The sequence below is a fragment of the Paenisporosarcina sp. HGH0030 genome (assembly GCF_000411295.1).
Taxonomy (GTDB): Bacteria; Bacillota; Bacilli; order Bacillales_A; family Planococcaceae; genus Paenisporosarcina.
Genome location: NZ_KE150423.1, coordinates 78,106 through 101,040, shown reverse-complemented (window position 1 = coordinate 101,040; position 22,935 = coordinate 78,106). Strand labels below are relative to the sequence as shown.

General features: G+C 38.5%; 8 protein-coding genes. 1 reads left to right on the top strand and 7 read right to left on the bottom strand.

The window, feature by feature from the left end:
• Window positions 1-81 precede the first annotated feature (81 nt).
• Complete coding sequence (locus HMPREF1210_RS15160) at window positions 82-363, top strand: hypothetical protein (protein WP_036660295.1); 282 nt, start codon at window positions 82-84, stop codon at window positions 361-363.
• A 213-nt stretch (window positions 364-576) separates the two neighbouring features.
• Here the strand turns inward: HMPREF1210_RS15160 and HMPREF1210_RS15155 are convergent, their stop codons facing one another.
• The 7 genes from HMPREF1210_RS15155 to HMPREF1210_RS15125 all read right to left on the bottom strand — a co-directional run bounded on the left by HMPREF1210_RS15155 (window position 577) and on the right by HMPREF1210_RS15125 (window position 22,878).
• Complete coding sequence (locus tag HMPREF1210_RS15155) at window positions 577-4,851, bottom strand: S8 family serine peptidase (RefSeq protein WP_016429572.1); 4,275 nt, start codon at window positions 4,849-4,851, stop codon at window positions 577-579.
• The gene (locus HMPREF1210_RS15150) at window positions 4,829-5,047 is read right to left on the bottom strand and encodes a hypothetical protein (RefSeq protein ID WP_016429571.1); all 219 of its coding nucleotides are present in this window, start codon (window positions 5,045-5,047) and stop codon (window positions 4,829-4,831) included. Before HMPREF1210_RS15150 ends, HMPREF1210_RS15155 begins: the two co-directional genes overlap by 23 nt.
• A gap of 532 nt (window positions 5,048-5,579) precedes the next feature.
• Window positions 5,580-14,114 carry a S8 family serine peptidase gene (locus tag HMPREF1210_RS15145; RefSeq protein ID WP_016429570.1) on the bottom strand — a complete coding sequence of 2,845 codons (8,535 nt, stop codon included), beginning with the start codon at window positions 14,112-14,114 and terminating at the stop codon, window positions 5,580-5,582.
• Window positions 14,115-14,424: 310 nt separating this feature from the next.
• Window positions 14,425-17,979: a S8 family serine peptidase gene (locus tag HMPREF1210_RS15140; RefSeq protein ID WP_016429569.1), complete on the bottom strand. Its 3,555-nt coding sequence runs from the start codon at window positions 17,977-17,979 to the stop codon at window positions 14,425-14,427.
• A gap of 188 nt (window positions 17,980-18,167) precedes the next feature.
• A complete protein-coding gene (locus HMPREF1210_RS15135; protein WP_016429568.1) occupies window positions 18,168-18,803 on the bottom strand; it encodes a response regulator transcription factor in 636 nt (211 codons plus the stop codon).
• Window positions 18,778-20,637, bottom strand: a complete 1,860-nt coding sequence (locus HMPREF1210_RS15130; protein ID WP_016429567.1) for a sensor histidine kinase — start codon at window positions 20,635-20,637, stop codon at window positions 18,778-18,780. Before HMPREF1210_RS15130 ends, HMPREF1210_RS15135 begins: the two co-directional genes overlap by 26 nt.
• 879 nt (window positions 20,638-21,516) lie before the next feature.
• The gene (locus HMPREF1210_RS15125; RefSeq protein WP_016429566.1) at window positions 21,517-22,878 is read right to left on the bottom strand and encodes a D-serine ammonia-lyase; all 1,362 of its coding nucleotides are present in this window, start codon (window positions 22,876-22,878) and stop codon (window positions 21,517-21,519) included.
• Between the last annotated feature and the right edge of the window lie 57 nt (window positions 22,879-22,935).

Here is a 22,935-nt window from a genome sequence, read left to right as displayed (position 1 = left end):
CCACGAAACTAGTTAACTCGATTCTGTCTTTTATCATCTCATATTTCTACTTTTCCGAAAATTAAACATAGGATGTAAATGTTGCTGTTATTGGTTCTATATCAGTATAAAACAAAAGCACTACTTCAATCACTAGTATTAAAGCGGAATAATAAAGGGAAGAACTTCTTCTGGTTTGGCTTTAAACGTCATCTCGCTGTCAGAACAAAAAGTCAATATATTGTTCAATTCCTATTTTCTTCAGGCATGGAACACAACTTAAAAGTGCTCCAGCAATCCCTTCGTGATAAAACACAGTGTGTTTTATCGATATCAGTTTACGTAACAGAAACAAGTGGAGCATGCGGTGAAGCGCTACAATAACAAACGATTCCAGAAGAAATTAAAACCTTAGCCCTCAAGAATACAGGGCTAAGGTTGCTTAATAATCACTTTTTAATTACTTTCTACTTGAGAGGGGTAAGTCCAGAATACAGAAATCAACTTCTTTTGTGGCCTAACCTGTTTTGTCCTTTAGAAAGGGGATATTTTACTTTGAGCCCTCTTCTTTTATTAACTTCACTGATGGGATTATGTTTATTGCTTCGGCTCAAGACCGATAAGACGCAGGAAGTATTCCAGCCCTTTCTTGCCAATTGTTTCTTTTGGCTGTTTATCAGCAGGTGCATCCGGTCCCTTCGTTAAGAAATTTTTCTCAACGAAGCGAATGTCTGTCTCGTTCACCACACCATCTTGATTAAGATCTTGCGGCACGATGGATGAATCCTTCGTACCGTATGCATCAACGACACTTCGGATATCGAGGATATCAATCATTTTGTCGCCGTTCACATCCCCCGCAATACTTCTCTGACTAATACTTAAATATTGCCCACGTAGCTCACCATTTGCATCATGATATCCAGGAATGAATTTCTTCATCACTTTAAGATGCCCCGGAACATCGAAGACGGCTGTATATACTTGATCGGAAGCAGGAATATCATTGACTGTGAATTTTCCTCTCGTATCAATTGTTCCTGGATATTTTTTACCACTTCTAGAGAGAGCGTAGACTTGCGCACCTATTTTTGAATAATCCCCTTTCCTCAAAAATTCACTCCCTGGATTCCCTACCAAAAATGCTTCCGGCGAGATGGATCCCAGCAACTGTGTATGTTTAGGAATTATTTTAAGATCTTCAGTGCCGTAAAAAGGAATGGCAGTGCCTGCTATTTGTCCCGATTTCTTATAAGACCCCTTCTTGACCTCAAATCCACGAAGTTCATTCTCGTAAACTTCATCATTCAATACTTTAATCGTTACATCGAGGAACGGCATATCTCCTTCCAGTCCGCTGAATGCATTTCCAGTAATGGAAGCACCGATTTTCACACTATTAAGGTATGGTCCTTCTTCCGTCACAACTGGCTCATGGAGTGATACCTGTAAGCCTTTTTCCTTTGCATATTGTTTGACTGCATTGTTCAGCTTCACATTCCCAAACTTGAAGAAGCCTTTGTCGAATTCTACATTAAATTCTCCGGAGACAAGCTGTTTCACATTATTAAGGCTGAGTGTCATCGTAATGTTATCGCCGACTTTAAACTCATTCTTGTCATAACTGGTAGTCGTATATTCCGTTCCTTCTTTCATGAAGTAATACTTTTGGTAACCAACTGCCGTTGCAGTATCCCACGTTCTCAACCAAAGTCTTAAAGGTTGTGTTGCAATATCCCTCTCCTCAATTCCTACTTTTACATCTCCATTCGCTTGAACCGGGAGGAACCCAGCTATTCTTGTATCGGCACCTGCATAGTAAGCCATAGTATTGGACGATTGATCGACGTCCATCCCTTTAGATTGTAATAGATTCACTGTCGCATCCTTAGCTGTTCCATGCAGCCACACTGCTTTTTGGCCATCTTCTACTGTAAACATAGAATCATTGATTTCGATTACACCCGATTTTATATCCATGTTCACTTCTGGTGCTACATTGTCCACGATAAGCGGATTTTCAAAAACATATGATTTCCCATCCGCATCATGTGCAATCATTTCTAGTATATAGTCGCCATCTGGAAGCTTTATAGGAACATCACTGATTGGGTTGGATGAATCATTTGTAAACGGAAAGACTGTCCCGGTGAACGCACCAGTAAAATAAGTTTCTACATCTACTAATAATCTACTTAAGTCCGCTGTTCCTCTGAACCCTACTGCTTTACCTGTTTTACTGTCTTTTACAAGCACATCCATGGTTTTCATTGGGCTATTCAACTTCATGATGCCATGGATAACTGCGTCATGAAATTCCCAGAAAGCCGTCGTATTTGTCACGGATGTTCTAGTTGTTTTCAGATAAGCAAATCCCTTTTCCGTCACCATGACAGCAAATGGAATTTGATAGGTTTCGGTCGGATTGTTGGCATTGGTCACATGAATATACCCTTCATATCTTCCTTCCGTAGCGCTGGCTGGTATCGTCATTTTTGGCTGAAGCGCTTGTATTTGGCCGCCTCCCACTGTAATCGATGAAGGCACATCCACTGTAACACCGTTACTCACTGCATCTTGAATCCCTTTACGCTCACCGTGATACTCCACTTCTAGTGTAAAAGATTTTTCTTCCTGGCTGTTGTTTTGAACCGTCACTTTTTTACTTGCTTCAATGGGTTGATCATCTTTTTTATAATGTTTGCCGAATACAATGGAACCTGTTTCTTCATCAATTTCTACGACTTTTCCATTCTCGATATTTTGTGTCTTATCCCATACTTTGATGGATGTATCTGTATGAACCGCTTGATAGGCATCGATTCGTCCTGCGCCTACTTCGTATACAGAATTATTCCCTTTTAAATCATCCGAAGTATTCATGAGTGCCAATTTTACATCGAAAGGCGTGTATTCAGGATGCTCCTGTAAAATCAATGCTGCTGTACCTGCCACGTGTGGCGTGGCCATCGATGTCCCCGACATACGTACATAGGCATTCCCGTAATTAATGCCGTCCTGTGGATCGTTGATGAATTCCGGTGTCGTAGAGAATATCGACACACCTGGAGCGACTACATCCGGCTTGATATCATAATTTCCATTTACCGGTCCGCGTGAACTGAAATCTGCTAAATGATCGCCTTCTGTTTTTGTATTACTTAACGTTTCAAATGTGAAAGTACCTTCGCCCAGCTCTTTTAACCGCTCACCATCTGCTTTTGACAGGCGGAAAGAAGGGATTAACCCGACGACCTCACCCAAGTAGGCAGGTATTTGCCCGTCGACATTGTTATACACAATCACTGATTTAGCCCCAGCGTTTTTAGCGTTTTTGATTTTTTCATCAAACGCAAGTTCCCCGCGCTGAATCAACGCAATTTTCCCGCTGACATCTTTCCCGGCAAAATCAGTTGCTTTACCAAGTCCCGCATATACAATTGGTAAGGATTTCCCTTGTAAATCTTCTAATCGATCAGAAAAATCTTTGCCCAGAAGTTGCAAATCTTCTAATTGGTGAGACAAGCCCTCCTTCTTATTTTCTAATTTAGGAGAAAAATCTTTGACGAGACGTTTTGAAGCTTCTAGTTGAGGAGAAAGGTCTTCGTCGAGACGTTGCAAATTATCATTTTCATTAGTGAAAACGCTTCCACTAAATGAAGGAATGGACATGGAGGCATCGCTTGCACCTACTGATATGCCAAGAGCCGCTGCTCCTGGAGAACCAAGAGTTTTCTCGTTCGGTCCGGCGTTGCCCGCAGCAACGACGGTCACCAAGCCTGAAAGCATGGCGTTATTTACTGCGACAGAAGTGGGATATAACGGATTGTTGGTCTGAGCACCCAAAGACAAGTTGATGACGTCCATACCATCTTCAATCGCTTTATCTATTCCAGCAAGGACTCCCGCTGTACTTCCTCCGCCCCAAGGTCCCAATACTTTGTATGCATATAATTCTACTTCAGGTGCTACACCTCTCACAGCATAATCTACATTGTTTTTCTTTTGGGCTCCAATCGTCCCTGCTACATGTGTACCATGGTTTGTGTAATATACATTGCCAGGAGCAGTTGGCTTACCGGCTTTTATCCAATCCTCGTATGTTGTTTCCATCGGATCTGCATCGTTATTTACAAAATCATATCCGCCTTTATAAACATCTTTTAAGTCAGGATGATTGTAGTCAATACCCGTGTCAATAACACCAACTTTAATTCCTTTACCGGTAATGTTCTCGGCATGTAACTTGTCCACGCCAATTTGCGGAATACTGTCTGCCATTTTCGGCTCAATGGCTTCTTTCGTTTTTACCGGCGGTTCCACTTTTACCTCGTAATCTTTAAAAATACGTTTAACTACTCCAGATTGCAGCAAATCCTTAACTGCCACACCAGGCAGTGTCATCGCTACACCGTTGATGGCTTTTTTATACTCTCTTGTAATGTTTACATCTTCCACTTTGTATTCGGTCAAGTTCTTCTGCACTTTCAATGATTGCACATGCTGTTTAAAATCTTTGTGAGCTTTTTCCACTTTCTCATTCGCATCAGCAGAAGATAGTTTCTTTCCTTTCGCTGCTTGTTTCATCACTTCAATTTTCGCCGGCGCCTGTTCAAATTCGACTATGACTTTGACTAATTCAGTGCTATTCGCATCAATATCCGGTGAAATGGTAAAGGTTGTATTTGTTTCTAATTGCTCTAATGCCTTTCTTTGTTCTACAGACAGGCTCGCTAAGATCTCTTCCGCATTTTCAACTGGATTCAGCTCAAACGGGCTTTTCGCCAATACGTTATATGGAGCACCTTGAGATAATAACATGCCAACAGCTAACGTTCCTGTAAGAACCTTATTGATTTTTTTCCTCTTCATACCGCATCCCCTTGTCCTTTTGTAATTGTTTTTTTCTAGCTTTACTTATATTTTTTACAAACAAGTCTTTTAAAGAAGAATCCATGAAACTAGTTAACTCGATTCTGTCTTTCATCATCCCATATTTATACTTTTCAGAAAATTGAGCATAGGATGTATATTTTGCTGTTATTGGTTCTATACCAGAATAAAACAAAAGCACTACTCCACAACTTTTTATTTAATCATTCATCTTTTGCGTATAGAAATGGTACCATGCACCGGGCATGAAGAAAGGCTGAAACCCTTGATAGATCAAGAATTTCAGCCTTCCAGATATGATGACCTGTGAGGGATTTGAACCACCTACCCCCACCCTAATTGTTACATAACGGTTTACTTCATTGCTTTTATTTCCAGCTTTATCAATTTCTTGTAATGTTTTTTTATTATTACTTTACTTACTTTTGATAATTTCACTGAAAATGTTCCTTTACCAAGTTTGTGATTTGAATTTTGAAAACACATATGGAGAACTAGGGAAAGATTTTATTCATGTCCATCACCTTATTCCACTTCACAAAATACAACAGAGTTATATTGTAGATCCGATAGAAGAATCGATGAGAGCCTTGAAATGTATGTGGTAGTAAAATTTTGTGGACTATTAAGGGTTTTTTAATAATGCTTCTTTATTTTTTGTCTACAATGAAAAGCCAAGGGATTAACCCTTGACTTTTTCATTAGATTTAATGTTTTACAACCTTGAACGTTGCCGCTTGACTACTATTTCCTGCCTTATCCTTTGCAGTTACAGTAATTGTAGTTCCTTTTTTCTGTACTTTTATCTTAACTGAATAGTTCCCTTTTGAATCAGCAGTAGCTGCGCCAAGAGATTTACTTCCTACTTTCACATTAACAGTTGAGTTCGCTTCAGCTTTTCCTGTTACCTTTGTATCGTTATCATCTACTTTATTAACCGTTGGCTTGCTTGGTGCAACAACATCTGAAACAGTTATTGTCACACTTGTACTCACATTTCCAGCACTATCTTTAGCTGTGATTACTAACTTTGTGCCTGCTTTTTGAACAGCTATTTTTGTTGAGAAAGCTCCTTTAGAAGTTGCTTTTGCAGTTCCTATTACTGTCTTACCACTTTTAACTGTAACCATAGCTCCAGATTCTGCCTTACCAGTTACAACTGTATCATTATTATCAACCTTGTTGACACTCGGATTATTTGGTGCTTTACGATCTAAAACTTTGACTTTTGTATCCGCACTTTGAATTCCAGTTTTATCTATAGCATATACAGATAACTCTGTACCTGCTTTTAGTTGTTTAATCTTGATACTAAATTTCCCATTAGAATCAGCTTTTCCTGTTGCAATGACAACACTACCGATTTTTACAGTGATCGTTGTATTTGCTACAGTCGTTCCTGAAATCTTTGTATCATTGTCATCGATTGGATTAATAACTGGACTATTTAGTAACCATTTTGCGTAAAGCGTTACATTACCTGTCACTTTATCTGTTGCAAAATTCCATGCTACTTGACCTGCAGCATCTTTATACCAACCAGCAAATGTGTATCCTTTTCTTGTTGGTGCTGTTGGTTCTCCAACAGTAGTATTAAAGATTGCTGTTTTAGAATCTACTGCACTTCCACCCTGGCTATCGAATGATACTGCATACGAGTTGATACTCCATTTCGCATAAAGAACGGTGTTTTCTCTTACTTTATCTGTCGCAAAATTCCAAGCAGTTTGCCCTGCAGCATCCTTATACCAACCAACAAAAGTATAACCAGGTCTTGTTGTCGCTGTAGGCGCTGTGATTGTTGTATTATATTCTGCTGTCTTAGTCTGTACTAAGCCACCATCTTGACCATCAAAAATAACAGTGAATTTAGTAGGTGACCATTTTCCATAAAGTGTTTTTGCAGAATAGATCGAGCTCGTGAAATCCCAAGGAATTGTATATGCTTCATCTGCGAACCAAGCTAAATCATAACCATAAACAGTCGGTGCTGTTATTCTGCGTGCTACAATTTGGTCTTTTACTTCAAATGGAGCATTATCTTTCACTTCGAAATGCACATTATATCCATTCACTACTTTTTGGGTTACGGTTACATCTGCATAATCAGTTGCGCTAATATTGATAGTGAATTCTCCAGTTTTTGTGAAGACACTCTTATCCAATGTAATCGTATGTGCAGCCATATCTACTTTGAATTTCGTTCCATCTACAGTAACTGCACCAACCTTAATTCTCGAAATAGAATTTGCCCACTCAGAATCAATGAATTCAAGTGTAATATCGTTTCCAAGAGCGTTATCTGTAGTATCTGTTAGTACAAGAGAACCTACTAAAGCATATTTAGCATAAAGCGTAATTGGTTTTGTCACAATGCTTGCAAAATCATATGGTATTGTTAAATTTTGATCTGTATACCAATCGTAGAACTTATAGCCGACTTTTGTTGGATCGATCGGCTTCGTTGCACTTCGATCTACGATTTGAGACGGTACAGGATCTCCGCTATTTGATTCAAATGTTACTTTATATCCTATAACCTGATCCGTAACGATTGCATCCGCATAACCTTCAGAAACAATCATCACATTGACCTTTTGTCCTGCTGTAAATAAGTCATGGTTTAGCGTAATGGAGCTATTTGTAATCGTATAATCCTTATCTAAAACTAATTCTTTTGAACCAATCTTCACTTGTTTGATATTATTTTTCCATGTTCCATCATCCGTAAATGTTAAAGTAATATCACTACCTACAATGTTTCCAACTGTATCTTTCAAAACGGTAGGAGGAGTTTTAATCCAACCTAAATAGTAAGTTGCATTATCTGTTAAGCTACCATTTTTTGAAAAATCAACAACCTTATCACTTGAGTTTTCACGGTCCAAATAGAGTTTATCGCTTAGCGATAATAGTCCATTAGTTACATGAGAACCAGCTGTTTGCATATTAGGTGAAGTAGCTTTTCCATTGATTAATACATCAGCCAAATATAAATCATTTGAATTCTTTAACGTTCCGCCGTTTAAGTCAATGTGGCTTCTGTAACCTAGTTTAACATCCGGAATCTCAATCGTTTCACCAGTTGTTGCTGTCACTATTAACTTGTAACCTTTAATTTGTCCATTCGATATACTTGGTGCTTCACTAAAAGCAAACTTTTCATTTGGATGTCCAGTAGCATAACTTTCAGTCGCTGTCGTAAATGAAAGCGTTCCAATTCTATCGTTAGTTGACATTTCATATGTGCTTGGATCTAACGTATAAGTTGTAGGTTTATCTTCCGTTGTTCCATCACTCTTGATTTTATAATAAGTTGCATCGATTTTAGCAATTTTATCCTTATTTGTTAACCAAGGAATGTTAGTTGCATAATCTGGAATGTTGATTTTAAGATCTCCTTCACCAAGCACCCAACCAGTTCCGTTAGCTCCACTTGTACTGTCGAACTTGATACCATTGGGTTTCGTTACATCAACAGGTGAATAGCTTTGTGTAAAGTCCATTTGCCATTTAGCATAGACAGTTTGATCTGCATTTAGAGTCTCACTTGTGGCCCAATAACTTGTACCTGCTGAATCTTTAAACCAACCGATAAATTTATATCCTGGTCTTGTACTACTTGGATTAATGAAGTTACCAATATTATTGTATATAAGCTCATTACCAACCTTTGTTCTATCTGCTCTGTACCCAACCGCTACTGAGTCAACTGGAGCACCACCTTGACTATCAAAAGTAATGCCAAATCCAAGGGCCTGTGCAGCACTGCCGTTTGAATCTACTCCTACCGCTTTAAGCGGGTAGATCGTATTATCTACACCTGTTGAGTTGATTTCAAACTTATACAACTGAGGCAACCAGTTCGTTCCACTAGGATTTATTGCCGAAGAAGGACCAACAGGTGATGCATTCGTCTTAAATAAATCTGCCTTAAATGTAATTTTTCCTGGTACGCTTATATCGTAATATTTGTTACCACTGCCATCTGTCAAATCAATAATATTACTTGGATTTGTCTTATCAAGGATCGTTACACCCGCTGGGTAGTTTAACGTCTTAACTACGATTTTATCAATCCCATTTCGCCAATTAGCATCATCTTCGAAGGTTAAGGTTAAATCTTTACCTACATGCGCTTTTTGCGGGTCGGTAACCAAAGGAATCGTAGGCGTCAGAATTTGTTCCGCCGAAACCGTAAAGCTAGTAGTTACATCTTGATAGTCAGCAGCCTTAACTGTAACTGTGTAATTAGCTGCCGTCGTGAATAAAGAACCAGGTAACGTAATTTTAGAAGGCATAGTCTGTGTTGCACCATTTTGGTCACGATACGTATACGCTTCTTTAATATTTACTGCACTTGTTACATCGGTTGAACCGAGCATAACTTTTGTAATCGCTTTTCTCCATACCACATCATCTACGAACACATCGCTAAATGGGATGACGGAAACTGTCGCACCATTTTGTAAGTCTTGTAACTTTGGAATGGTCGTTTCTAACGTTTTTTGTTTTGGTCCTGCAAAATTTAGCTTTTTCATGACTTGTTGTAGTGTGTCTCCCGCATTTAACGTGATGGATCCGCCATACTGAGTCGTAATGGTCACATCTTGATCCACCGTCATTTGGGCGGTTGGAACCGTTAACCCTGCATCAATCGCATTTTGATTTTGTTTACCAAAGTTTTTGAAGATGAAATAGAAGTCATTATAATCAATTCCATAACCGGGAGATCCTGGTTTTATCCAATAAATATCAGCATTTCTGTTGCTGTTAAGGAATGCCGTTTTGTTGGCTAACGTATTGGCCGGATTACTAGGTGTATTTAGGTTCTTATATTGATAATAAACATTGATTTCATCCGTCAAATCCTTCATGTCGATGACGTTATCCTCATTGAAATCTCCACCTAAAAGAATCGGGAAAAGACCTGGGAGATCTTTTACAGTTCCTGATTGATATCCAAATTTATTTTGACCAATGACTGGTGTTTGCCCATATCCCTTGAAGTGACCTGGTACATTCGCTTCGACAGAATATGGTGAATTACTTACATCCATCGTCACGGCATAATACGGGTTGATAAAAGCATACGCCATTGTATTATTTGGAGTTGTAGGGCTATCTGTTGTAAATGTTTTACCCTTATCATCTTTGACAGTTACCTTCGCACCTGAATCCACTGTGAATTGAGGATATTGATTGTTTACATTGTTTCTTGCGAAAGATTCTGCCGCCAAACGACCTCTAAGCAGGGATGTTGACTGTCGTAAATAAGGTACATTGGTTGGGAACCACGTCACTTTCGAATTCTCACCTGACAAGGTTAAATTAGCTTGTAATAGTGGGAACTCTTTTGGTCCAACAATTGGATCTTCGCTTGTAAAAGTCACATCCGCTTCAAAAATATTCATATCATGGTCAAGAGCACCCTCTGGACCAATGCCAGATATTGTCACATCAATGTTTTTACCGATTTGATAGACTGGATGAGCATACGGCTCACCTACAGTTAGAACCTTAGTAGGGTCAATCCCTTTGCTGATTAGATAGTTTTTATACTCATCTGTCAATCTAATATTGCTAAAAGCGTAAACACCCGCATCATTGAGAGTAATTTTACCGCCTGACATTCCTAATCCATTTTTCGTTGCGATTGTCGTTTTGAACGGTTTATTCGCATCAATTACAACCTTATCTTCGTTACCTTGACCTGCATCAACACCTCCAGAAGATGTAAGTGTTAAATATGGGGTACCTTTTTTGATAAAATAATATTCCTGTTTAGTTATATCTGAATCACCTGACCCAGAATAATCACTTGGATAAATCCAAAATGCGCTTCCGAATTTTGAAGTTAAGTCCTCAGGAGTAATTCCAAAATGGAAACGACCTTTCTCATCTGTATCAAAGAATACAGTTGGGAAATAACTATCTTGGTAGCCAGTAACCGTGTTCAATGCTTGATCTACAGGAACAGGTGTCCTACCATCTTTAGGACTTAGCACCGAAGTTTCACCATTATTTTTCATAACATCGATGTTAGAATCGTAGACTGAACCATAAAATCCTTTAATCTCTTGTCCAGGTGAGTAGCCTGTAGGGTCGATTTCATAGATCCCAGGCTTTGAATCGCTGTCCATGTTGATGGTTGGCGGCGTACTGTCTACATAGACTGTTTCTTCTGCTGTGTAACGTTTTCCAGCTTCATCAGTCATAATCATTTCAAGGGAATATGCGCCCTCTTTAATAGATTCGGTCTTTGTTGCTATTCCGGATTGATCCAATGAGCCCTCATATGGCTTTGTAAATGGTAGATATTGTCCATTAAAAAGCGTTATATATGGTCCGTATTGTACACCTGGGGAAAGCCAACTTGCATCATTTAATGTGTTAGCTACGCCCAAATAATTTCCATTCTTATCTTTTAATACAATATAGAAGTTTTCCATTGAACTATTAATGGAGAAGCGATATCCAGCAGCTCCACCTGGCATTGTCATTGCCTTATAATCAACTTTAAAAGTATCAATTCCTTTTTCCGCAACGGTAATAGTGAATGGAATACGATATGATTCCGATGAGTTCGCCGCATTTACCAGGTAAATATAACCCTCATAAGTGCCCTCTAATGCGTTTGACGGAACCGTAATTTTCGCTTCGGTTTTAACACTGCTACCACCGTCAACATTAATGGATGACACTTTTGTACCACCGGTAGAAAAATCAATTTTGACATCATTTCCTGTGCCAGGACCTACTTTATTTGATCCAGCAAATTTTGTTGAAATAAATTGTGTACTTACATTAAATGTTTTACTGCTAGTTCCTTGATTAGTTATATTAAAGTCTTTTGATGAAATCACATCATCAGAGCCGTTCGTTGCGCCTTCTCCTCTACCTTTAAAGCCAAAGAACATACTTCCTGTAAGGTTATCAATTTGACTTAGCGTAGATGAATCTGAATCAACGGTATATGCTTTATCTAAAACTTGGATTTTTACATCCTCTTTTATCGCACGTGCAGGATCAACACGTCCAGCACCGACTTGGTATACGCTATAAGTCTTTGAATCTGTGTTAATATCCTTTGCTGTATTCATTAATGCCGACTTAACATCTGCCGGAGTATATTCTGGATTTGCAGCTAAAATCAATGCTGAAATACCTGCAACGTGAGGCGTTGCCATTGAAGTCCCGGACATTAATTCATAAGCATACTTATAATCTCTATTTTCTACACTTACTCCGTCTTGTGGCTCCCAAACGTCATATGGAACGGTAGACGAAATGTCAACACCAGGCGCTACAACATCTGGCTTGATTGTCCAATCTTTTACCGGCCCCGTTGAGCTAAAGTTTGCCAACTCGTCGCCTTTCTTTGCGATCGGCGCATCAAGTGTATCTGGGAACGTAATCGTTGCTGATTTAGGATCCTTATAGATGGCATCAGAAAGAGCTTGTCCCTGCGCTTGAGTCAATGAAACAGAATAAACATTATCCATGCTAACGCCTAAGAAGCTTGTTATATAACCTTGGTTATCTGCATCGGCACTATTGTTCCAAATAATCATACCTGCAACGCCGGCTTTTTTAGCATTTGCCATTTTAGTCTGTAAAAACTCTCCACCACGTTTCACAAGAGCAATTTTACCAGACATATCTAAACCATTGTAATCTGCCGCACTACCTAAGCCGACATCAACAATTGGGAATGATTGTCCTTTAAATGCATCGTCTGCTTGTGCGAAGGTTTTACCAAACAAACGAGCTTGATAGGAAGTTGCGCCGTTCTTTAAGGTCATCACTGGAATATCTCCAGGAATCGTACTTGCACCAACCGTTATCGCCAGTGCAGAAGTTCCTGGTGAGCCTACAGTAGCTGCACCTGGACCACTATTACCTGCTGCAACATCACACACAACACCAGCTAAGGTAGCATTGTTAATAGCTATACTGGTTGGGTAAAGTGGATCATTAATCGTTGCACCAAGCGAAAGATTGATGACATCCATATCATCCTTAACTGCTTGATCAATACCGTTCAATACGGAGTCTGTTGTGCCACGTCCACCTGGTCCTAGTACACGATAACCATAAAGGTCCACATCTGGCGCTACACCATTTGCTGAATAAACGTCGTTATTATTTGTCGTATTTGCAGCTATAGTCCCTGAAACGTGAGATCCATGAGATGTAATATACTGTTTATAATCTGCAGGAGGTGGTCCAACAACTGGATTAGGATTCGCCTTAGCAGCTACCCAATCTTCATAATTTGTTTCCATTGGATCATGGTCATCCACATAAATGACATTTCCATTTGCATCGAATCCTGCATTATTGACTAAGTCATGTCCACCTTTATATACAGCCTTTAAATCAGGGTGGTTGTAGTCAATACCAGTATCCAATACACCGACCTTAACTTTTTGGCCTGCACGAGGACCTGATTTAATAATACCTGTATGACCCTCAGCTTGAAGTTTATCTAATCCTAATAAAGAAAGCCCTGTTGTAGGCTTGCCTACAGACTCACTTGTCTCTAAAGCTTTTGGAGTAGATCCTTCTGCAACCGTATATTCTACTTGAGACCAAACAGAAGCAACTTCTGGATTTTCGACAATATTTTCAACTAATTTTGCAGGTAGTGATAAAGCTACTCCATTAAATGCTTCTGAATATTCTCGCGTAATACTCATAGCCGTTTTAACAGATTTCCCGCCAATTATTTGCGTTTTAGGCTGCGTATTCACAAAGCTTTTAAATTTAGCATGAGAATCTTCAACTTTTTTTTGTGCGTCGGAATATTCGCTTGCAAAAGCTTTACTATCTACAGTTGCTCCACCTTTAGCCAACGATTTCTTAATGATTTGTATCTTAGCTGGGTCTTCTTTAAATTGAACAATCACGTTAATATTTTTTGAACTACGTAAATCTTTTTGGTCCACATGGATTTTTTGAGCGTTATCTGCTCCAGTGAGCTTATTAATGTTTGCTTTTTGCTCAGGAGTAAGCCCGTCAAGAATACGATTTACTTCTTTTGCATTAAAGGTTTCACTGGATAAAATTTGCTGATTTGGTTTAGTTTCAGCATGTACATGTGTTAAAGCCTGAGGTAATGCAATGTTTAATAGCATTACACTTAACGCAAAGAGCGAAAATACTTTCTTTGCTTGTCTCTTACTAAACTTTTTTCTGAGCGTTCCTGTAAAAATCTTACTGATTTTTTCCCTCTTCATACCGCATCCCCTTGTCCTTATGTAATTGTTTTTTCTCTCTTAACTTATATTTTTTACAACCAAGTCTTTTAAAGAAGAATCTATGAAACTAGTTAACTCGATTCCGTCTTTTATCATCCCATATTTATACTTTTCCGAAAATTGAACATAGGATGTAAATGTTGCTGTTATTGGTTCTATACAAGTATAAAACAAAAGCACTACTCCACGACTTTTAATTTAATCATTCATCTTTTGCGTATAAAAATGGCACCATGCACCGAGCATGAAAAAACCCAAGTGATTCATTCTCACTTGGGTCGCAATCGGTTTATTGTTGGAGAACCGTTACTTGTTTAGGCGTTGTTGTTACTTTAAAACCGTCTTTTGTCACGACATCAACTGATATAGAATACGTTCCATTTTGAAGGTCCGTATTAGGTACCCATTGTGTTTTCAGTGAATGTTCATTTTCTACTTTAAACGAATCGACTATCTTTCCACTTGCATCTTTAACATTAATCGTCCAGTCTACTCTAGAATAAGCCCAGGCACTAATTTTTGCAGGTTTGCTTTTGTTAATATTTGCAGTCGGAGTTATACTGATCGTTTGAACGGCCATAGTATATTTAATATAGCTCGGATCTCCCCAAACTTTGTAGGATTGATTTCCTGCATAATCAATGGCTAAAATAACAATACTTTGTGGTTCTGTATTTGAGAGTATAGATTTTACTCCAACTGCTGGTGAATAAAAATTCCCATTAACCCAAAGAAGTGCCGAATTAAAGTCAGTGGCATTATCTTGCGCATCAAAGGAAACTTCATATTTTCCGTTCTTTGGTGTTACTTGAATATTTGAAACGGTCGGAGCGATGGAATCTACCGTCATTGGCATTTTAACAATCTGTGGTTTTGCGTTTTCATATTCTAATGTTGATTTGATAACATATTGGTATATACCGTCTGGTACAAATTGACCGGAAGTGTCCTTCATATCCCATTTATATCCGCCATACATTATATCCCCGTATGACATAATATTTTTTCTGAATTTCCATGGTGTTCCAGTGTATTCACTAAAATCACCTAAATTTTTAATGAGATTTCCAGATTGATCTTCAACATACATTTCAACTTTTTCTAAATTACGTAATGCTTGGAATGACGGAAAGATTCCATCATTAATATAGTTTGGTGAGAAGGCAATATGGTTAAGAGAGAATGTATCAGAATACGGGTTATATCCTAATGGATATCTTTCTGCACTTTCATCCCAAAGTGCCGTATATCCCACAAATGCATCTTTCTCCCATGCAGGAGCATCGATATTTCCTGGTTCATCCCATTCTCCATAGAAGCCCATATAAGGAACAGTTAAAGGCACTGCTTTATCTTGGTCCTTGGCTACTGGAACTAGACGAACAAACCCTTCTACAAAACTATTTTTCTTTAAGGAATCTGGTAAATTTACATTAACAGTTAGCATTTTTGTTTGACCTGGTTTAATTTTAACTAATGCTCCAGTTTTATCGGTTACTTCATTATCATTTACAGTGACAGTCGCACCATTAATTCGTTCACTCGTTAATGTTAAATACTCTTTAGTATCCAATTGCCCATCACTATCTAAATCGAATTCCTTCATTTCAGTCTTATCTTTCAATAGATCTACATAAACATTGTATTCAATATCATCACTATTATTTTTACCCTTAGGAGTGTCGAATGCTTCCATGTTTAATTTAAAGCTTGTATTTTGACCGATTTCCTTTAATGCAACCGCTCCAGCTTGTTCTAAAGGCGTGTTTCTACTTGTCACAATGACTGGTGTATTAATGGCATTTTGAATTTTCATTATCCCAGACCCTTGTACACGTGGTGAATATGGAACTTCTCCATTTGTCCTTGGATCCATGGCAATATTAGCTGTATTCATTAAAGCAAGTTTTGCTTTTAAAACTGTATCTTCTGAATGGGTTAATCCTTTTTGATAAAGGGCCTGCAATAACAATGCTGAGCCGCCTGCAACATGAGGTGCTGCCATTGATGTACCGCTCATGATTTCATAATCATTTCCTGGAACAGTTGAATAAATATTTCCACCAGGAGCCGAAATCTCAGGTTTAAAATCTAATGTACTAGGTGAACCAATAGATGAAAAATGGGACATTGTGTCTTTCGCTGGGTTATCTACTGAAGTATCGCTTGATAATTTCATGGTTAAATATTGACCACTTGGTAGCTTGCTCATATTACTTATCAATGCTTCACCTTCAGCTTTGCTAGTTGAAGCCGTTGGTGCTGCAGTTGGCGTTACTGGTAGAGAAGAATAATCTGACCATACTGCAGGTGGTATCATAATAATAGCCTTTGCTCCTGCACTCTTTGCAGTAAACTGAATGGTTGAAACAGTACTATATGGATTTAATAGTTTAACCACTGCAATGTAGTCAGTTTTGCCTTTAGGATAATCTGATGCATTCTTTCCTTCCCCAACATATACCAAATCATAAGGTACATCTGGTGAAAGAACCTTAGAGACTTTAAAATTATACGATGCTGGAAATTGTGTTTGATCTTTGAACGGCACTGAAAAACCACTTGGATCTGCTAATGCATTTAAATGAAGTTTAGTATTTTCATAGGAAGCAACCGATAACGCATATGGACTTACACCCGGCGCACCAACTGTTCCAATATCTGGATTTTCCGCATATGGTCTTAATGAAGAGAGAATAATATTATTCTTTGTACTATAGGCTGAATTACCAGCTGCCACTACAACAAGGGTGCCTTGTTCTGTCGCAACTCGGATTGATTTTTGGATCGGATCAAAATCTTCATCTACATAGCCTGCATCAACACCTAAACTCATGTTGATTACATCTGCACTCATTGTGACTGCATGCTCAATTCCTGCGATAATATCATCCTCATAGGCTCCACCGCCATTATCAGAAAATACCTTCTCAGCTAATAGTTGAACACCTGGTGCAATTCCAGCAACAGCACCCTTCGTTTCGTCGCCATTTGCTCCAATTGTACCAGCCACGTGTGTACCATGCGGACTGCCTTTTGTTCCCGGAATGACATTGGTATCATTGTCTGCCCAATCATATCCTGTTGGAACTTTTTCGGAATACCAAATTTCGTTTACGTCTGTCTCAGTAAATTTTTGATTAATTTTATCTTGAGTCCATTTTTCTTTCGCTTTGGCTGTGTCAGATAGATTCATATCTTTGTGCGTATAATCAATCCCGGAATCTACGACCGCTACTACTAATCCTTCACCTTTATAACCATATTGTTCCCATACTTTTTGAGCTTGTACTAATTCTTTACTTGATGCCATATTTTCCTGAAAAGTTCTAGCAATGTGGACATTCGTAACCCCTGGAATAGACTGGATATCTTTTATATTTTGGAACTCTGTTTCTACACTGAATCCGTTAAACCCTTCATAATAACGGTGCTTTACTTTAGTCGGTGAATTTGATTTTGAAGATTTCGTGTTAGCGATTTGGTCGATTACTTTGTTTTGCTTTTGCTTCATTAATGTTTTTTTATTTTTAGATGTGATGTCTGTATTGTCCACATCTGTTGGTTGTTCTACTTCTACAATTAGACGAACAATATCATTTGGATTATAGGCTTTATTCGAACCTTCTTTTTTAATGTCTTTATTATATAAATCATTACTTCCAGGCTCTAACTTGTCATTATCAAAAAATAAATTTCTTCCTTGTTCCTCAATTTCTCCAACCATTTGCGACTTAGCTTGCTTAACATCACCTTCTGCAGAAACGGTAAGTGATGAAAATAATAAGGAAGTCATCGCTGCTGTGGTCATGACTTTCCATGCCTTCATTTTTCTTTTTTTCATGAACCTATCTCCTTTTCCTAATAAAAAAATAAATAGATGAAACTAGTAAACTTCAAATCTATCTTTATTATTTCACTTTTTCACTTTTCTGAAAATTAACCAAAAGTTATAATTGCTACAGCTTTTGGTTCTATACCAACATAAAACAAAAGAACTATCCGCACCTTGTCTAGGCGCAGGATAGTTCTTTAAGAAAAAGGAACAAGTTGATTTTGAACGGCATAAATGACTGCTTGTGTACGGCTTTTCACATTCAGCTTTTTGAAAATCTTATTGATGTGAATTTTAACTGTCTTGTCACTGATAAATAGGACTTCAGCAATTTCTTTATTGCTAAGACCTTTGACCAATTCAAACAGTACTTCTTTTTCACGATCTGATAGCACATTTTCGTTACGTTCTGAATTTGTTTGATGATACGTTATCAGCTTTTGGGTCATGCGAGGATGAATAACCGAATCCCCTTGTGATACCTTTCGAATAGCTTCTACCACTTGTTCAGATGACGAATCCTTCAATAAATAGCCATCTGCACCCGCCCGAAGTGCTTCCATTAAGTATTCATCATGTTCAAACATCGTCAATATAAGAACGCGGCAATTCGGATACTGACTTTTCACGAGGGACGTGACCTCAATGCCATTTTTTCCAGGGAGATTGATGTCCATCAAAATAAAATCAGGTCTACACTCCTCTACTTTCTTCAATACCTCCTCCCCGGTAACGGCTTCTCCTACGACTCGGATGTCGGATTCGAGATCCAATATGCTCCGAAGTCCATCACGCAAAACAGCATGATCATCCACTAGTAATATTTGAATCATGATACTCCTCCCCTGTTTCTGAATTTGGAATTGACAATGTAATTTCTGTACCTTTTCCTACTGAACTATCAATCTGAAGGGTAGCTCCCAGTTGTTCAGCTTGTTCATTTATATACAAAATGCCATAATGAGGCTCATGTTTCGATTTAATCATGGCTTCAAAAAGGGAAAAGCCAACCCCGTTGTCCTTCACCTTTAAAAGTGTATGTTCACGTTGATAGCTTAGGAGAATGTCAACCTTGTCCGCTTTTGCATGTTTTACAATGTTCTGCAAGCTTTCCTGTAAAGTATCAAAAATAACTCGTTCTTTTGAAAAACTGAGTGTACGAGAACGGCCTCTTTCATGATAAGTAATGGCCAGATCATATTCTTGTTTTATAGATTCAATTTTATCAGCAATTGCTTGTTTTAGCCCTAGCCTTTGGGTAGGATATGGCTTTAAAGCAAAGATAGAATACCGAACTTCACTTAAACTATTCCGTAATTTTTTTATGCTTTTGTCTACCACTTGCTGCATGTTTCCTGATTGATCTTCGGATTGCTTCTGAGCTGATTCCAGCTGAAATATGACCCCAGCTAATACTTGTGCAATTCCATCGTGGATTTCACGGGCTAGTCGATTTCTTTCTTCCAAAATAACTCGCTTTTCCTGTTCAGAGACGAGCGACCGTGTTTTAAGCAAGCTACCCAAATGATTGGCAAACGTAGCTAAAGACTGTATATCTTCGGTAATAAAACTCGCCCCCCTGCTTTTGCCTGCAACAAACATTCCAACCAACTCATTATTGACTTTAAGAGGTAAGTAGACGAGGGAGCGTATGACATCTTCAAATACTTCATCTCCAGGAGCCATACCCGTTTTCCAATCAGTAACAACAAAGGTTTGGGCTATCTCCTCAAAATTCGGATGCAGATCAAACGAACTTGAAATATTGGAATGTACTTTTCCATCCTTTAACAGAATCTGCCAGTCCCCTTCATCTTTTGCCCATAAAGCATATGCTTGTATTCCCAAGAATCCTTTAAGTGATTGTTTCATCTGATGTAAGTTTCCGGCAGACAGACCCTGACTCAACTCCGTTGTAATAGAAAAAAGTTTATATAATCGTTCTTTTTCAATCCGTATTTGCCAGGAGAAAGAACTAATGATGCAAATGGCTACAAGCGGAAAAAAGAAGAACGGAACAGTAATTCCATCCATCTCTCCGCGATATCGATGTTCTAAAATATATATAAGAAAGGCGTAGAATAAACAAAAACTTGCACTCAAAAATACTAACAAATTTTTCTTGTGCCATTGTTCTCGCGTGTATGGCTGGGGAAGAAGCACCATTAAAAGATCGAATAAAAGGGTGTTGATAGAGCAAAAGAATACGGTAAATAAAAGCGTGCTTATTAATTCTTCATATAAAAAAGGCAGGTTCATCTCCGTAATAAAAAAAGAAATACATTGTTTGGACAACCACTCTGCTAGAGTGATACTTAAAGCAAGTTGAGTACTATTAAATAGTATTCTTTGCATGTGAAAACGGCGAAGGGACTGGGAAAATACCATTACACACACAGAAGCAATGACAGTTATATGTATCCCAAACCCCCAAATCATTGGATAAATGAGCGTAAGGCTGGGCGTGATTCCGCTTCTCCCAATGCGGAAAGGAAAATACTCAATAATCCCCATAAACACAGCTAACAGCAAAAGGATTATTAATTCAGAAGGCATTTCACTTTTAAATAGGGAATTGATAACAGCAATCATACCAAGAAAAGAAATAGAATAAAGATAAAAACTCGCTATTTTTTCTCTCATAGATATAGAGTCTATCTTTTTCAAAACAATCCCTTCCTTTATCTCAACGAAATATAAGATTACTATTATTATGCATCAAAAAACCGGCACTGGCAAAATGAAGAAATTCCCCACTAGTCAATAACCGGCTGTGCTCCTAGACACAGTACTAGTATAAAGCTTAAATCTTCATTTGCCTGTTCATCAAATGTTGTAATTTTAATCACACTTTCACACTAGACCGTATAGTACAAAAGATATATACGATTCCCATCACATGCCATCAAGCTAGAAGCTACTATTTTAAAAAAAGGCTACTTTTCTGGTAGCCTCAGACTGTAGACAAAAAATAAAAAGAGTGAATATAACTGTATACTAATGAAAAAGAGCGTATGCAAGAAAATGTTGATTTCCTTTGCGGCGGACGCGTTTCGCGGGGCACGGCTTTAGTCTCCTCGTCACTACGTTCCTGCGGGGCCTTCAGCTCGTGCTGTTCCCGCTGAAGTCGCCGCCTCCACTCCAATCAACGGATTTCGCTTCTGTTTGCGTATCTCTTCATATTATTTCATTAGTAAGATGGTCGGCTATTTCTGAAGACTCCTGCGGAAAAACGAAATAAGCTAGACCCCACAGGCACAGCTGTCATAGACAGCTGTGCCGAGGAGGCTAGCGTTTCGTCCGCGGAAAGCGAAAGAAATAGCCGACCATAATTTTTTCGATAGAGTGCAAAAGATAAGAATGCGAATACTTTTATATTGATTAATATTCTTTTATCAACAAGCCTGAGGCTTCTTTTCAGGTAGCCTTTGTTTTGTTCCTTTATATTATTCAGAAAGTCTAGAGTAGAGAAAACAGAGCCTTACTCTATGGCCCTGTTTTCTTAATTGGTCCCTGGCCATTGGACAATATTTATCATGAATCCGTCTAATCACAATTCGGCTGGGTTCCTTGTGATAACGTTACTCCTTTTTTATAATATTCGTTTTTCGTTTCTTTAGGAACCATACTTCCACCGGTAGCCCACATAAGATGTGTAGCATTTTTCATTTTATCTGTTAAGTTATGATTTTGTATGTATTCTTTTCCTTCTTTTTCAGTCCATAACTTTACCGGCCCTATTACACCGGCTAATGCGGAAGGTTCCAGGTGAATATTTTCTGTATCGACCAATGCGCTTAATAGTTTAAATAATTCATCATCACTAACCGTATAACTTCCGCTTAATAAAGGCTCGATGGTTTGACCAACGAATCCTGATGGCCTTCCTACCGCAAGGCCGTCTGCTGATGTGATATTGTCAATTCCAAAATCTTGTACAGAGACTTTATCATGCAGACCTGTTACTAGCCCAAGTAACATACATGGAGAATGTGTAGGCTCTGCAAAGAAGCAATGTACTCTATGTTGATACATTAGTTTTAAACCAAAAGCCACTCCTCCTGGCCCACCGCCTACTCCGCATGGAAGGTAAACAAATAGTGGATGGTTTTCATCTACAGTTACATTTAAATCTTCTAATTGTTTTTTTAGTCGAATTGCTGCCACTGCATATCCTAAAAACAAATCGCGAGAGTTCTCGTCATCAATGAAGTGGCAATTTGGATCACTATCAGCCTGTTTGCGCCCCTCTTCGACCGCTTTGCTGTAATCTTCCTTATATTCAATCACCGTTACTCCTTTACTTTTAAGGAGATCTTTCTTCCATTTCTTTGCATCCGCAGACATATGGACCGATACTTTAAAACCTAATTTGGCACTCATTATGCCTATACTTAACCCTAAATTGCCTGTAGATCCGACGGCAATGGAGTAATCGGAAAAGAAGTTTCTAAATTTATCGCTATCAAGGATCGAATAATCATCCTCTACTGATAATAAACCATTTTGAATCGCCAACGTTTCTGCGTGTTTCAACACTTCGTAAATGCCGCCGCGTGCTTTAATGGAACCTGAAATGGGAAGGTGGCTGTCACATTTCAACAAAAATGTCCCTTCTAATGGATGCTCATAGGTGTTTGATAACTGTTGATGCATCGCCGGGATGGGTACAATCGGAGATTCAATGATTCCGTTGAGGTTTCTTGTTTCAGGAAAAACTTTAGCAATGTAAGGAGCAAAACGCTTGAGCCTTTCCTCAGCATCTTTTACATCTTTATCATTAAGTGGAAGTTTCTTACCCTCTGTTTGAAACGGTTCATATTTAGAATTTGACCAAAACACTTCCTTTGTAGCAACTAACTCGTTTATTAAAGGATATTCTTTTATCCAATCTTGAATAGTTTTCATCTCTCTTCGCCTCCATAGGGATCGTACCTTTTTCTGTATCTACTTATTGCCATTTAA

Coding starts and splice junctions, on each gene's coding strand:
- HMPREF1210_RS15155 (WP_016429572.1), bottom strand. CDS start 4,851: ATGAAGAGGAAAAAAATCAATAAGGTTCTTACAGGAACGTTAGCTGTT.
- HMPREF1210_RS15145 (WP_016429570.1), bottom strand. CDS start 14,114: ATGAAGAGGGAAAAAATCAGTAAGATTTTTACAGGAACGCTCAGAAAA.
- HMPREF1210_RS15140 (WP_016429569.1), bottom strand. CDS start 17,979: ATGAAAAAAAGAAAAATGAAGGCATGGAAAGTCATGACCACAGCAGCG.
- HMPREF1210_RS15135 (WP_016429568.1), bottom strand. CDS start 18,803: ATGATTCAAATATTACTAGTGGATGATCATGCTGTTTTGCGTGATGGA.
- HMPREF1210_RS15125 (WP_016429566.1), bottom strand. CDS start 22,878: ATGAAAACTATTCAAGATTGGATAAAAGAATATCCTTTAATAAACGAG.